At 67.3% G+C, this 13017-nt stretch carries 13 protein-coding genes and 2 pseudogenes; 12 read left to right on the top strand and 3 right to left on the bottom strand.

Annotated features, from left to right (window positions below):
- Positions 1 to 367: 367 nt before the first annotated feature.
- From OHA61_RS39390 to OHA61_RS39355, 8 genes are all read left to right on the top strand, one after another.
- On the top strand, positions 368 to 595 hold the full coding sequence (locus OHA61_RS39390) for a hypothetical protein (RefSeq protein WP_406307180.1): 228 nt from the start codon (positions 368 to 370) through the stop codon (positions 593 to 595).
- Positions 592 to 1170, top strand: coding sequence for a transposase (locus tag OHA61_RS39385; RefSeq protein ID WP_406307179.1), 579 nt, complete (start codon positions 592 to 594; stop codon positions 1168 to 1170). The genes OHA61_RS39390 and OHA61_RS39385 overlap by 4 nt, the downstream gene beginning before the upstream one ends.
- Positions 1171 to 1377: 207 nt before the next feature.
- Positions 1378 to 1977, top strand: a complete 600-nt coding sequence (locus OHA61_RS39380) for a hypothetical protein (protein WP_406307178.1) — start codon at positions 1378 to 1380, stop codon at positions 1975 to 1977.
- 65 nt (positions 1978 to 2042) lie between these two features.
- The gene (locus OHA61_RS39375) at positions 2043 to 2957 is read left to right on the top strand and encodes a carbohydrate-binding protein (RefSeq protein WP_406307177.1); all 915 of its coding nucleotides are present in this window, start codon (positions 2043 to 2045) and stop codon (positions 2955 to 2957) included.
- Positions 2958 to 3379: 422 nt separating this feature from the next.
- Positions 3380 to 4633, top strand: coding sequence for an RICIN domain-containing protein (locus tag OHA61_RS39370; RefSeq protein ID WP_406307176.1), 1254 nt, complete (start codon positions 3380 to 3382; stop codon positions 4631 to 4633).
- 221 nt (positions 4634 to 4854) lie between these two features.
- Complete coding sequence (locus OHA61_RS39365) at positions 4855 to 5097, top strand: hypothetical protein (protein ID WP_406307175.1); 243 nt, start codon at positions 4855 to 4857, stop codon at positions 5095 to 5097.
- Positions 5098 to 5164: 67 nt separating this feature from the next.
- The gene (locus tag OHA61_RS39360; protein WP_406307174.1) at positions 5165 to 5839 is read left to right on the top strand and encodes a transposase; all 675 of its coding nucleotides are present in this window, start codon (positions 5165 to 5167) and stop codon (positions 5837 to 5839) included.
- Positions 5840 to 6181: 342 nt separating this feature from the next.
- Positions 6182 to 6316, top strand: coding sequence for a hypothetical protein (locus tag OHA61_RS39355; RefSeq protein WP_406307173.1), 135 nt, complete (start codon positions 6182 to 6184; stop codon positions 6314 to 6316).
- Between the two features lie 600 nt (positions 6317 to 6916).
- Here the strand turns inward: OHA61_RS39355 and OHA61_RS39350 are convergent.
- Positions 6917 to 7123: pseudogene (locus OHA61_RS39350) on the bottom strand (ATP-binding protein); the annotation flags it as partial.
- Between the two features lie 86 nt (positions 7124 to 7209).
- Between OHA61_RS39350 and OHA61_RS39345 the strand changes: the two are divergent.
- Complete coding sequence (locus OHA61_RS39345; protein ID WP_406307172.1) at positions 7210 to 7410, top strand: hypothetical protein; 201 nt, start codon at positions 7210 to 7212, stop codon at positions 7408 to 7410.
- Positions 7411 to 7518: 108 nt separating this feature from the next.
- Here OHA61_RS39345 and OHA61_RS39340 read toward each other — a convergent pair whose 3' ends face one another.
- On the bottom strand, positions 7519 to 7782 hold the full coding sequence (locus OHA61_RS39340) for a transposase domain-containing protein (RefSeq protein ID WP_406307171.1): 264 nt from the start codon (positions 7780 to 7782) through the stop codon (positions 7519 to 7521).
- A gap of 165 nt (positions 7783 to 7947) precedes the next feature.
- On the opposite strand from OHA61_RS39340, the pseudogene OHA61_RS39335 reads away from it, so the two are divergent.
- The 3 genes and pseudogenes from OHA61_RS39335 to OHA61_RS39325 all read left to right on the top strand — a co-directional run.
- A pseudogene (locus tag OHA61_RS39335) lies at positions 7948 to 8073 on the top strand (IS110 family transposase); the annotation flags it as partial.
- Positions 8074 to 8286: 213 nt separating this feature from the next.
- Complete coding sequence (locus tag OHA61_RS39330) at positions 8287 to 9156, top strand: FHA domain-containing protein (RefSeq protein WP_406307170.1); 870 nt, start codon at positions 8287 to 8289, stop codon at positions 9154 to 9156.
- Entirely contained in the window at positions 9149 to 10642 is a 1494-nt protein-coding gene (locus tag OHA61_RS39325) for a serine/threonine protein kinase (protein WP_406307169.1), read from the top strand. The genes OHA61_RS39330 and OHA61_RS39325 overlap by 8 nt, the downstream gene beginning before the upstream one ends.
- Here OHA61_RS39325 and OHA61_RS39320 read toward each other — a convergent pair.
- On the bottom strand, positions 10618 to 12237 hold the full coding sequence (locus OHA61_RS39320; protein WP_406307168.1) for a PucR family transcriptional regulator: 1620 nt from the start codon (positions 12235 to 12237) through the stop codon (positions 10618 to 10620). The genes OHA61_RS39325 and OHA61_RS39320 overlap by 25 nt on opposite strands.
- Between the last annotated feature and the right edge of the window lie 780 nt (positions 12238 to 13017).

The raw sequence follows: 13017 nt of genomic DNA, 5'->3' as shown, positions 1-13017 counted from the left end.
AGCGCAGGGCCCCTCAAACAGGGTTCCTGGTCGGGTGATCTCGCGGTGTAGCTCGGGGGTGCGATCCCGTCCGAGTACGCGGAGGCCCTGTTGTCGTTGTTGTACGCGCTCGCGCCCCGCTGATTTCAACTCCTGGGCCACGTCGTGCGATTGTCTCGCGCACGTGTACGGCAACGCGGCCGATCATCCCGATCGGGTGTGCCGCTATCCCTCGGACATGTCGGACGCGGAGTGGGCGGTGGTACGGCCGTTGTTGCGGGTGCGGGCCTGGCTGGAGGGGCGGGGCGGGCAGCCCGAGGGCTACTGCCACCGCCAGATGCTGGACGCGATCCGTTAGCTGGTCGCGCGCGGTATCTCCTGGCGGGCGATGCCTGCGGACGTCCCCGCCTGGGACCGGGTCTATGCCTACTTCCGCCGCTGGCGCGAACACGGGCTGATCACCAAGTTCCACGACCGGCTGCGCGACCGGGTGCGGATGCGCGCGGGGCGTGAGGCCCAGCCCACAGCGGGAATTATCGACGCGCAGTCGGTGCGGGCTGCCTCACGCGGCTACGACGGCGGGAAGAAAGTGCCGGGCCGCAAAGGCACCTCGTGACCGACACGCTCGGCCTGCTCCTGCTGGTGGCTGTGACCGCCGCGAACGTCCCCGACCGCGATGCGGCCGCACCTGTGCTCGAGCGTCTGCGGGCCGTGCACCGCGACATCACTCTGGTCTGGGCCGACGGCGGCTACACCGGCGGCCTCATCGACTGGGTGCACATCCCCGAGGCCACCTGGACGATCCACCCGCGCTCCGCCAAGCGCTTCGCCTTCGACCGCACCCCCTTCGACCTTCGCCGCCCTCGTCCCGAGCCCCAGCGCCACCGCGATGTCCTTGGCCCGCACCGGCTCCGGCCGGTCCTGAAGCACGCTCAGGATCCGCTGGTAGTCCGGCGCGAGAGTCGTCGCGGGCGGTCCTTCCCGCCAGGGCAGCACGATTCCTCCCGGCACCGGGGCGGGCACAGGCACCGCTTCCCGGGCCGCCGCCTCCCGCAGATCCTCGACCCGCTCACGGGCATCCGCCTCCCGCGCCTCCAGCAATCCCAGCACCGACGCCACCACGCACTCCTCGACGACCAGCAGAAACAGGACGCCGAAACCCTTCCTCACCCCAATCGGAACCATGCCTGACCAGCAACAATCAAACGACCACGTTCAGTTGAGCAACGGCTTCTAGGGATCGGCGACGAATTTGGCGCGGTCATCTGGGGGCGGACGACAAAGACCGGAGCCCCCTGATCGTTGCAGGCTTCTCCCGGTCGCTCGCCACCACGGTGGGCTGCTCAGGAAGCGCTTGATGCAACAGCAAGCGCACCCCCCACAGAGGAGAGTCTGCTCATGATCAGTAAACTCCCGCGGCGTGCCCTGGCCGCCGCGGCAGCCGCGGCCGCAGCGCTGGGCGGCCTGGCATCCGCGCCGCCCGCCTCGGCGGATCAATCAACACTCGAACACTGCGTACTGGACCTCGATACGGGCCGCCAGACTTGCTATGACGGGTTCACGGCCGCTTTCGCCGCGGCATCGGGCGGCCGGATCACCGACGCGCCGGACCACCTGGAGGGAGCCTCCGGAGGCTCGCTGCAGGAGCTCCGTGCGGAGACGTCACGACTCATGGAAGACGCCGCCGCCGGCGGCGGCGGCGCGAACGGCAACGTCATCATAGGCACGTTCTTCGAGCACAAGGACTACGGCGGCCGCACCCTGACCATCGAGGCCGACAGGCCGTGCAGGAACAACAATGCCCAGGATCACTGGACGCCCACCATGCCGCCGGACTGGAACGACATCATCACCTCGCTGCAGCCATGGGCGAACTGCTGGATCGAGCTCTACTCCGACGACAACTTCGGCGGTGACCGCGACGGCGCGTACCGGACCAACACGCCCGACATCGGCTCGTACATGAACGACCGCACCAGCTCCATCGCCTACCGGTGATCCGGTCCGCATCACACCTCAGCGCCCGGATCGAACCTGATCGACCCAAGAGGAGAACAGGCTTCATGCATACATCAATCCGCACCGCGATCCTCGCGGCGGCTCTCGTCCCCATATGCGGGATCCTGCTCGCGCCCGCCGCACAGGCAGAAGACGTCCCGTCCCCGCGTGAGCTGCTGGAGGAGTGCGAGGACGGCAGCGACTGGTGCTGGTTCCACCCTGATGGCCCGCCGAAGGAGGTCAAGGGCGAGAGTCACCAGGTCGGAACGAGTGTCTTCAACTGCACGGATGGTCCGCAGACGATGAATGTCAGCTGGTCGGACACCGACACCGAGACCAACACGATCGGTGTCTCCATGGGCATCGACGGCGGTTTCGCCGAAGTCTTCAAGGCTTCTCTCCAGGTATCGTATTCGCACAGCTGGGCAAAGGCGCACACGGAGTCGCAGACCACCGCCATCAACGTGCCTGCGGGCAGGGTCGGTTGGATCAACCGCCAGCCGACCCTGCTGGAGGTCTCGGGCCGATACGAGCTCCACTTCGGGAAGCGGTACTACGACCACTACTACTGGTACCTGCCCTTCACGGCAACCGAGCCCAAGGGGGACGCGGGCAGCGTGACCCAGCGCACCCGGCCGATGACCCCTGACGAGGCCAAGGCCCACTGCGGCGACACGCAGGCCGCCACGGCCTCGCTGGCCGACACACCCTCACAGGCCACCACACCCTCACAGGCCACCACGCCCTCGCTGGCCGACACGGCCTCGCTGATTGCGTCCGAGGTGCTTAAGGCCCCGCCGCGGGCGACTCCGCCGCCGGCTGGCTGCTCGGCCGCCGCTTGGGACCAGGCCGCCACGTACACCGCCGACAAGCAGGTCTCCCGCAACGGCCACACTTGGAAGGCCAAGTGGTGGACCCAGGGCCAAGAGCCCGGCACCACCGGCGAATGGGGCGTCTGGCAGGACCTCGGCGCCTGCTAGAGCCTGGCCCACTGCGGAAGCCAGGGAGCTGAGGCTGGGCCGGGCTGCACTGCGCAAGCGTGCAGCCCGGCCCAGCCGCTGCGCGGCGGCCGTAGACTCGCCCGCGAATTCCGGCTGCCCAGTGCATCCCCACGACCGCACGACCGCATGGGCGGAGGGACAGCCTCCCGGGGGCCCTTGCACCGAACCGGATCAAAGAGTCGAAGAGGGGGCGCGGGCCAACCCCGGTACAAAATTCCGCACTTGACGCCACATGCCTCACTCGCCTGCACTGTAGAGGCCCAGGAGAGATACCGTCCGTGTTCCCGGACTGCGGTCCCCCCTCGTGGGGATGGCTTCGTCCGGGCCCGCCTCGGCAAGCCGGTTCATTGCCTCCCTCTCCGAACAACGCGGCTTTCGTGCGTACTTGGACAAGGAGCATCGTGATCCCGACCGCTGCCAACGACGACCCCCTGGTCCTGAGCGCCTTCCGTACATTGTCCCCAGCATCGCAACAGGCCCTGTGCCCCGAACTGGCCGAAGTCTCCGGACCATCCGGGCCCCTCCACGCGGAGCAACCTGGCCGGGACGCCGCCTTCGTCCGGTCGGCCCGAACCCAGCTGTGCGAGGCCTACCTGCGTGCCTATACCGCACAGGCTCCGAGCCGGACCTGCCGGCATCTGATGGCCGTCATGGATGACACGGTCCAGGGCGGTGTCTCCGACCAGTCGAGCGTCCTCGACCGCCACACCGCAGCCTGCCGGAGCTGCTCAGGCATCCGGGCTGACCTCGCCATCCTTCGCAGCGGAAGCCACGCAGTCCTCACCGGCCTTCTCCTGAACGCGGCAGAGAACCAAGTCACTCCCCGCACCGGCACCGCCGACACCGGCCCGGAGGAACCGAGGCCGGCGGCGCCCGATATGACCGCTGCTGCTGGCCCAGGCTCCCCATCTCCTGGGCTGCACCCCCGCAGCCGGGGCGTGAGGGTCCTGCAGTCCCGTGCCGCCTTCGTCGTCGCGGCGTCCGTCATCGTGCTGGCGGCCGTCGTCGCCGCCAGCACAGTGACGGACGGCCCGTCCAGCACCACCCGTCCGCCCCAGGACCGCGTCACCCTCACGCCCCCCATATCCGCACCCGCTGGCACCACGGAGCCCCCTGCTCCCGTTGTCATAACCTCCGCCCCGGCGAAACGTTCCCCGGCCCCGTCCCGCTCACCGGACGACCTTCCCGTCGGCTTCCAACTCGTCAACAGAAGGACCGGACTGTGCGTCGGCGCGCAGAGCCGCGCCGCAGGGGCCTGGCTGCGCCTCGAGGAGTGCCGGACAACGGAGCTGCAGCGTTGGGAGACGGTCAAGGACGCATCCGGCGCGTACCAACTTCGCAACTCGGGCAGCAGCAAGTGCCTCGACGGTACGGACGGCGGCGGAAACGTTGTGCGGGTCGTCCTGAGCGATTGCGGTGATCACTCTTCACCCCACTACACCGTACAGCTGTGGACGACCAGCCCCGTGGCAGACTCAGGCGCGTTCCGCCTGCAGTTCGTACCTCCCGTGGCATCGAGTGACTACTCCTTGCACCTGCTGGGCCCGGAGGACTGGCCGAACGAGAGTCCGCCCCGCAAAGGCTCTTACCTCGCGCACCTGCCCGATTACTACAACTCGGAAAGCTTCGTCTTCACCATGAACCATGATGACTGACACCTCGGCTGAAACGGTGTGAGGCGGCCTCACTCGATGCGCTGCACGGCCGCCCTCGCGGTGAACCGGCCAGTAGGGCAGTGGCTGTCCAACCTCCGCCGCCACGGAGGCTGTCTCCGCCACCACGGAGGCTGCCGAGGCCGACACGGCGGCTGCCGATTGGCCGGACGCGTCGGCGTTCCCCCTCCGCCACCGAGTATTCCGCCGGGTGAGACGCGTTCGTGAACCGCTTCCAGTTCGTCGCTGACCACCAGCGCCGCTTCGGTGTCAAGCGGTTGTGCCAGGTCCTGGGCATCGCCCGCTCCAGCTCTTGCTACTGGGGCAAGACCGCTCCGACCCGGGCTACCCGGCAGGCCGCCGACGCCAAGCTCACCGCGAAGATACGCAAGGTGCACCAGGAATCCGACAGGACGTCCGGAGTCCCCAGGGCCACGGCCGACTCCGCGAGGTCAGCGAACGCGTGAGACTATCCTGGGCCCGGCCGCGGGGAAGGCTCTCGACCTGATCGGACGCGACTTCACTGCCGAGGCGGTGAACACGAAGCACGTCGGCGACATCACGTGTCTTCCGCTCGCGAACAGGACGTTCCTCTACCTGGCTACGGCCATCGACATCACCTCGCGGCGTCTGGCCGGCTGGGCGCTCGCCGACCAATTGCGGGCCGAGCTGGTCGTCGATGCCCTGGCGGCGGCCGAGCGGACCCGGGGCAGCCTCACCGGCGCGATCATCCACCCCGACCACTGCGCCCAGCACACCTCCGCTGCGTTCGCCGCAGCCTGTGTGAAGGCCAGCGTCCGCCAGTCCATGAGCGCGGTGGGTAGTTCGGCGGACAACGCGCTGGCCGAGTCGTTCAACGCGACCTTCAAACGGGAAACGCCCTATGGCCGAAAGAGCCGGTCCAGCGAGCGCGAGGCTCGTCTCGACGCCTTCCGCTGGCTGCACCGCTACAACACCGGGCGCCGTCACTCCCGGCTCGGGCAGCGCCCTATCGCCTTCGAAACGGCGCTCGAGGAACCATCAACTAGCTGGCCCGAGCCGCATAGCCCGTGTCCAGGAATCGAACTAAGGGCCCGACTTGGCGGAGACGTTCGATCGGCAGACGCTGGTCGTTTGGGATCGGCCACGAATGTGCGGTGGTCATCTGATGGCGGACGACAAAGACTTGAACCCCCTGATCATTGCAGGCTTCTGCAGGCAGCTCACTAGCATCGCGGACCACACGGAAAGTGCTTGATCAGACCGCAAGCGAACCCACGGAAAGAGAGTCTGCAATGATCAGAAATCTCCCGCGGCGTCCCCTGGCCGCGGCGGCGGTCGTGGCCGGGGGCCTGGGTGCCATGGCCACGGCGCCGCCCGCCCCGGCGGATCAATCCGCCCTCGAACACTGCGTACTGGACCTCGATACAGGCTGCCAGACCTGCTACGGCGAGTTCTCGGCAGCGTTCGCCGCGGCGTCGGACGGACAAGATCACAGACGCGCCGGAGAACCCGAAGGCGGCCTCCAAGGGCTCGGGACTCCAAGGGCTCCGGGAGGAGACACTACGGCTCATGTCCGACTCCGGCGCGGGCAGCCGCGTCGTCGTGGGCACGTTCTTCAAGGACAAGAACTACGGCGGCGGCTCCCTGACCCTCGTCGGCCCCGAACTGGCAAGGACGACCAGGACTGGGTGGCTTCGTAGGTGAGAACGGAGAGCGGATGTTGGTGGGCCCTGGCGTCGTTTCTTGATCGAGATGCTCAGAAATGTTGATGAGAACTGGCAGCACCCAGAGGGCTAGTGGTCCGGCATGTCGGAGCCGGTGGACATAGTGCGGGCTGTGGACCTGAGACCGGAGCTGCTGCCCCCGCCTGTGAGCAGGCAACGGCTGGATGAGTTGAGTTGCGAGATCGATCGGATCGCTGCCCTGGTGGCCGACCGTTCTGAGGACGCCGACGACGCGATCCGGGCGTTCAACGCTATGACCGGCCACGATTACGAAGCCTTCGACTTCATCGAGTACTACGGAAGCAGCAGCGTTGAGGAGTTTGCCAGGGAGGCGGCCCGGCCGGCTTGCCTCCCGGTTGCAGGCATCACGCGGGACGAACTCGCCGAGATTGTCCGCAGAGTCCTCGTTGCCTCCCCGGAGAGCGACTACTACCTGCGGCTCCTCGAAGCGAACGTGCTGCACCCTGGGGTGAGCGGTCTGATCTTTCATCCCCCGGAAGACCTCCAGGATGCATCTGCGGAGGAGATCGTTGATGAGGCCCTGAAGTACCGGCCGATCGCGCTTGAGCACGAGGCCAAGTCAGCCAGCCGCTTGCTGTTGTTCGGCGCGGGCGCGAGTGGTGGCGAGGCGGTAGGAGTCGGTGGCGGTTTCGATGATGTTGCCGCCGAGGGTGAGGCGGTCGACGATGGCGGCGCAAAGGCGCGGGTCGGTGAAGGTCCTGGTTCAGCCGCTGGATGATTGGTTCGAGGCGATGGCGACGCTGTTCTTCTGGCGTTCGGTCAGGACCCAATGCCCGGGTTCGCTGCACGCCCTTGCCCCGCATCGCGGTGGCAGTGCGAGCCGGAGCAGACCTGCTCGCCTCAATCTGGGCGGTGGGATCCTCCGATGAGACGCTCGACCCCGAAGCGGAACGAGCACTTACCGAGGCCGCCACGAGTGCCGCGCTTCACCTGCTCAGGGTCCGCCATGCCACAGACCTGGAACGCCGCGCCCGCAGCGAACTGTTGCGCTCCCTGCTGGCCGGTGAGCCTGTCTCCCCGACAGCCAGGCTCGGCATCGAGCGCGGCCCATGACCGTGCTCGCCTTCGAACTGCCTTCCTTGCCCGGGACCTCTGCCGACGTCGACATCATTGGGCTTCAAGTCGCCGATCTGGCGGCTGCCTGTGCCACGTCCAGCCCGGTCAGCCCGCGGTCAGCTTCTGCCAGACCAGCCGGTAGCCGACCTCCGGGAACAGGCACATCGCAAGTAGGAGGTAGACCCCGACCCCTGAGGGCAGGTCGCGCAGTCGGCGCTCCATGATCAAGGTCTCTTCCAGCACCGCGTCGACGAGATCGAACGGCACAACCCGAGTCAGCTCCCCCAGATGGTCGGGAGCGAACCGGCCCCAGGCGGCCACCGTGAACTCGTGGAAGACAGTCGCCAGGGCACAATGACCTGCAGGCAACGGAGCTCCATAACAGCAGCTGGTCTTAACGGACTAGCTGCTCCAACGTGGCTCCCTTGGTCATGTTCGCCCCGCCGCCGAACTCCCATCAACTCGCTTGCCACCAGCACGAATGCCGAATGCCTTAACTACCCGGGCCTTGAGTCAAGGCCCTACACCGACAAGAAGACCGCCCAGGGAAAGCACCACAACCAAGCCCTCCTCTGCCTCGCGAGACGACGAGCCGACGTGCTCTTCGCGATGCTCCGCGACGGCACCTCTTACGGCCCCCAACCCGCCCCCATGGGTTGACGAAACCCATAGGGGCGCCCCCAGGGGCGGTGTGGCACGCGTCCCGTCGCCGGCGACGGGACCGGTACGGCCATACCTGGGGAACGTTCAGAAATGGTGCCAACTGCCCCTTCAGAACCCCTCAGGTGAGCGGCGTCCTGCTCTCCGACAACGACAGACGAAGGCAACCTTTGGGCTAGGCTTGGCGCACTGTTGCACGAGGGGAACAGGTCCATGACTGAGCCGTTCTTAACAGTGACTTACACAGGTGAACCCGACATCGTATTCGAGTTCGCCAAGGAGGGCGATTCCCGTTTGTTCGGCAGGGACGACACCTCGTGCGACATAGTGATCTGGTCAGCGCTCAACGGCCGCGAGCTCTCCCGGGTCGCCGGAAGAATCTGGCGGATGGAGGGCGAGTTGTGGTTGCGGAACCTGTCCACGACTCACGAGCTCCACCTGCGGATACCTCATATGCCGCCGGAACAGCCACTGCGACGCCGCCGTGACGAGCTGGCACGCGGAGACGCCCGCAGCATTCCCAGGCCCGTGTGCACCGTGCTGGGTCCGGACGGTTGCGAACTTCAGGTACGCCAAGTGAACCAGCCCGCACCCGAGATGTTCACCTACGGCCCGGACAACCCCACCCTCTCCAGGGTCCCCGAAGTCCCCGGCCATCTGCGGCACATAGCCGCAGCTCTGTGCGAGCCGCTCCTTGCCGGCGGGTATTTGCCGGCTTCGTACCGCGAAGTGATGTCACGCATCGGTGAACCGAGCCTCAAGAAGGTCCGCATGCTGGTCGGCGAGCTGTGCACGCACTACACCGATGCCTCTCCCGAGCTGAAGGACCGTTTGCTGGTGCGACTGGTCCGGGAGCAGGAACAACTCGGCATACCCTCGGATCCGCAGTTGCGCCGCGGGCTGTGGACGTTCGGACAGGCCCGGGCGGGAACCACCGAAGACCGGGGCGCGGAGGAGGGCAACCGGCGGCGGGCACTTGCTCTGCCTGACTACTACGAGGTCGCGCAGATACTCGTCTCGCATTTCCGGGTCACGGCCGCCGATGTGGAACGGCTCCCCGCGGAGGAGTTCAGGGATGACTGAGCGTGCCATACCAGGACAGGATCGTCATGTGCCCCTGTGGCCCGCCAATTTCGTGAGTCTGGGCGTTTTGGGCAGGGGCTCTTCCTCGGTCGTCCACCGGGCAAAAAGCACAACATTCGACGATGTCGTCGCGCTCAAGGTCTGGCAGCGGTCGCTCACCGAGGACGAACGCATCAGATTTCGGCAAGAATGCTCCCTGCACCATAGGCTGTCAGGCCATCCGAACATCGTTCGCCTTCTGTGGGCTGATGCACCGGCCGATGGTTCGGCGTGGATCGCTACAGAATTGTGCGACGAGTCGCTCGACGATCGACTGCACCGCAGCCCTCCCCTGTCGGGCGAGGACGCATTCGAACTCGCCGAGGACGTGCTGTCGGGCCTGGCCGAGATCCACCGGCAGGGTCACATTCACCGCGACATCAAGCCCGGCAACATTCTCCTGCGGCAAGGAAGGGCCGTCCTGTGCGACATGGGAATTGCCAAACCTGTCGACCGGCACACGCTCAACGCGCCGGCGGGGTCACCAGGCTACCTCGCCCCGGAATTGGGCCGGGGTCGGCAACCCGGCCCCCGAAGTGACGTCTACTCGGCGGCGGTCACCCTCTACGGAATCTTCGGTGAGAACCCACCAGATGGCGTCGAACGTCTGCTGACGCGTGCCACCTCCAGCGAACCCGCGGACCGGCCCCCGGACGCCGGTGTCTTCCTGGATCGCCTCCAGGCGGCGCGCGCCAAGTACGCCGCCCCCTCCGCGGAGGACACCGCCCCCCGGCCCGGAGAGCACGGCGACCGCGGGGCGAAACCGACCGAGGTCGACCCATCCACCACCGAGCCACTCACCAGGCCGTGGGAGCACCGCTCAGGCGACAGCTCTCCCCCGCGTTCGGTCCGTCGCGCACTCATGATGCTCGCGGTGATCGCGGCCGCGGCCGGATCCATGGCCTTTCTGGAATCCAGGCTGGACAACCAGAACGCCAGCGCGGGAGTCGGCACGAAGTCCCCGACGATTCGGGCGAGTTCGCCCGCGAACTCCAGCTCCCCCGTTCCGTCGACGACACGAACAGCCACCACACCGGCTTCGTCCGCGACCGCCACGGTCACATCTCAACTACAAAGTCTCTATGCGAGCAAGTGCATGACCGTCCACGGTCCGCCGTTCGACAACGGGACGGGGTTCCAGCTGTGGGATTGCATCAACGTCCCAGATGAACGATGGGTGTTGACCGGCGACGGGCACATCAAGGGATTGGCCGGCAAGTGTCTCGAGGTGCGACGCGGCCCGCGAACGGAAGAAGCTGGTACCCCGGTGCAGCTCTGGTCCTGCGCGGACACTCCGGCCCAGCAATGGAGTCTCACGTCCGACAGCAAACTCGTCGGGTACCAGGGCCTGTGCCTGGACGTGAGAGGTCCTGAGCCCGCGAACGGAACACCGATCGAGATGCGGACGTGCAGCGGAGTTCCTCAGCAGGCATGGCGCTTCTTCTGATGCCGGGCCCGGCACAGGTGCCGCAGTTGCAGCCAGAGCACGAGGCGTTCGTCGGCGTCAGAGAGATTCACGCCGAACAGATCGGTGATCCGGCGCAGGCGATACCGGAGGGTGTTCTGGTGCACATGGAGCCGGTCCGCGGCGACGGCGATGTCGCCGAACGCCTCGAGGTACGTCAGCAGGGACTTGGCGTACTCTGCCTGCTTCTCCGTGTCGTGGCGCAGAATCGCGGCCACCGAGCCCAGCCGCAACCGCGGGTCGTGGACGGCGGTGTTGCCGAGCTCCAGCAGGATCGCCTGGCAGCGTACGTCCTCGATGGACGCGATCCGGCAGCCGTGATGCCCTGTTGCGAGCACGGACAGCACCCGGTCGGCATCCTGACGTGAGCGCGGTACCTCCGTGAGGTAGGCCACGGCCGAGCCGATCCCCGCGCGCAACCGGATACGCAAGGACGTCTCTGCCCAGCCCAGGACTGTCCTGGCCAGCGCAACTGCCCCGTGCGCTTCGGGCAGCTCGTCCGGCAGCGGAAGCAGGGCGTAGACGACGTCGCCCTCCACCACACAGGAGGAGTGGGGTGCCATCGTCTCGGCACATGCGGCAACCAGGTCGGCCGCCTGAAGGCCGACGACATCGGCGGAGGTCTCCGGCGAGGACGGCAGCCAGAAGGCGAGTACGGTCATGCGGCCGCGCTCGATGCCGAGCCTGGCCGGCGGCGAGGAGTCTGGCTCACCGGCCATCAGGGCGCGCAGCAGTTCACCGCGTGCCTGGCGTTCCCGGTGCGTGGCACGGCGGAGCCTGAGCAGCTGCAGTGCCGCACTCTGGGCGGCCCCGCACAGAACTCGCTCCGTCTCGGGACTGAACCGTGTACCCGGGGACTGGAGCGCCCAGATGGAACCGAGCAGATCCGTTCCCGCCCGCACGGCCACCGCGAGGCGGGGCAAAGGGGAGAGGTCGTCGATCCGGATCACGCCCTGGGTGACCTGGACTCGTCGCCACGCCTGCAGAAAGTCATCGGAAGCCTGCCGCCTGAGGATGGCTTCGCGGCGCAGGTCGTCGATCGGCTGGCCGGGGAGATTGGAGTAGGCGAGCACCCGCCTCTGCGGGTCCTCGATCGTGACGGCACCGCCCACCCTCGCCGCCACGGCATCGGCCAGCGCCGCGAGGTCACCGACCGCGTCAGCCGGGGAGGAGCTGGGTGTGCCATGCCGGACCTCGCCCATGGCGGCGCCCAGCAGGGCGTCGACATGCCGCCAGGGGAGCTCCTCGGCGATGTCCACCACGGCGACTCCCGCCGCGGTGGCGGTCTCGACCAGCGGCTCGGCCCGTGCACCACGTGTTTTCAGCGCGATCGCCGCAACACCCGCGTCGGCGAGAGCGGGCAGTGCGTCGAGCAGTGCGGTGTCGGCGGGAGAGATTCCGACCGCGATCAGAAGAGCGCCCCGGTGCAGGGGCCCGGCTTGCTCCGTTAGATCCAGGATCGCGTGTGCGGTCACCTGGACGTCGGCCTGCGGCTCAGGGGTGAGGAGTCTGGCTTCGTAGGGTTCGAACAGAGCGAGAATGCCCTTCAGGGACAACTGAGCGTACTCCTCTGTCATCTGACCCCTCTTCTCTTCCGACGCACCGCACGTGAGCGGAGTCCCGCCCCTGTCGGGATTCCGCATCGAGGAGGATTCGGCTGCGTCCGGCAGGGGCGGGAGTTCACATGTGGCAGGTGGCTGCCAGAATGATGAAGACGGCGGATCCGGCCGCAACCGTGAAGACGAACGCGCCCCGGGCTCAGGCGCCGAGAATGCGTGCCACCGCTGCACTGCACCATTCAGCGGCCCAGGCACTGCGACCGCCGGCCGGTCGGCGCTGTTCTCGTCCGGGATTCCTCGAACAGGCTGTGCTGCTCCCAGGCGTATTTCGAATCGATCGTCATGGAAACCGTCCCAGGTCTGAAGGATCTTCGGTCGCCATCCCCTCAATCGCCATCATTGAGCGGTTTCCGTCATCGAGCCACGGCAGGGCTGTCCTGGCCGCCGCCGCGGACATTGTGAGTTGGGGGTGTGGTGGCCGGCGTTGGTGGGTTGTCGGCCTGGTACGACGCGGCTCCTACTGCTCCTGCTCCAACGGAGCTGCTGGTCCACCTGCCGCCCTCGGCATCGGCGGCGACCGTCCGCACGAGCGCCCCAGTAACTCTCTTCGGCGCCGACACCGCCAATCCAGCAGCGGCCACGACATCCGACCTCGACCCCACCACCCGGCACATCACCACGTGGGGTGCCACCCGCACGTGCGGCCGCACCTGCCAGCTGGACCCCTGGGGCTTGTCCGTCCTCGGACTACGCGCCACGCACCTGGGCCGCACCGGTAACGCCCCGCACCGACTTGTC

The sequence above is a fragment of the Streptomyces sp. NBC_00885 genome (genome assembly GCF_045207475.1).
Lineage (GTDB): Bacteria > Actinomycetota > Actinomycetes > Streptomycetales > Streptomycetaceae > Streptomyces.
This window is presented reverse-complemented; position numbering and strand designations above follow the sequence as displayed.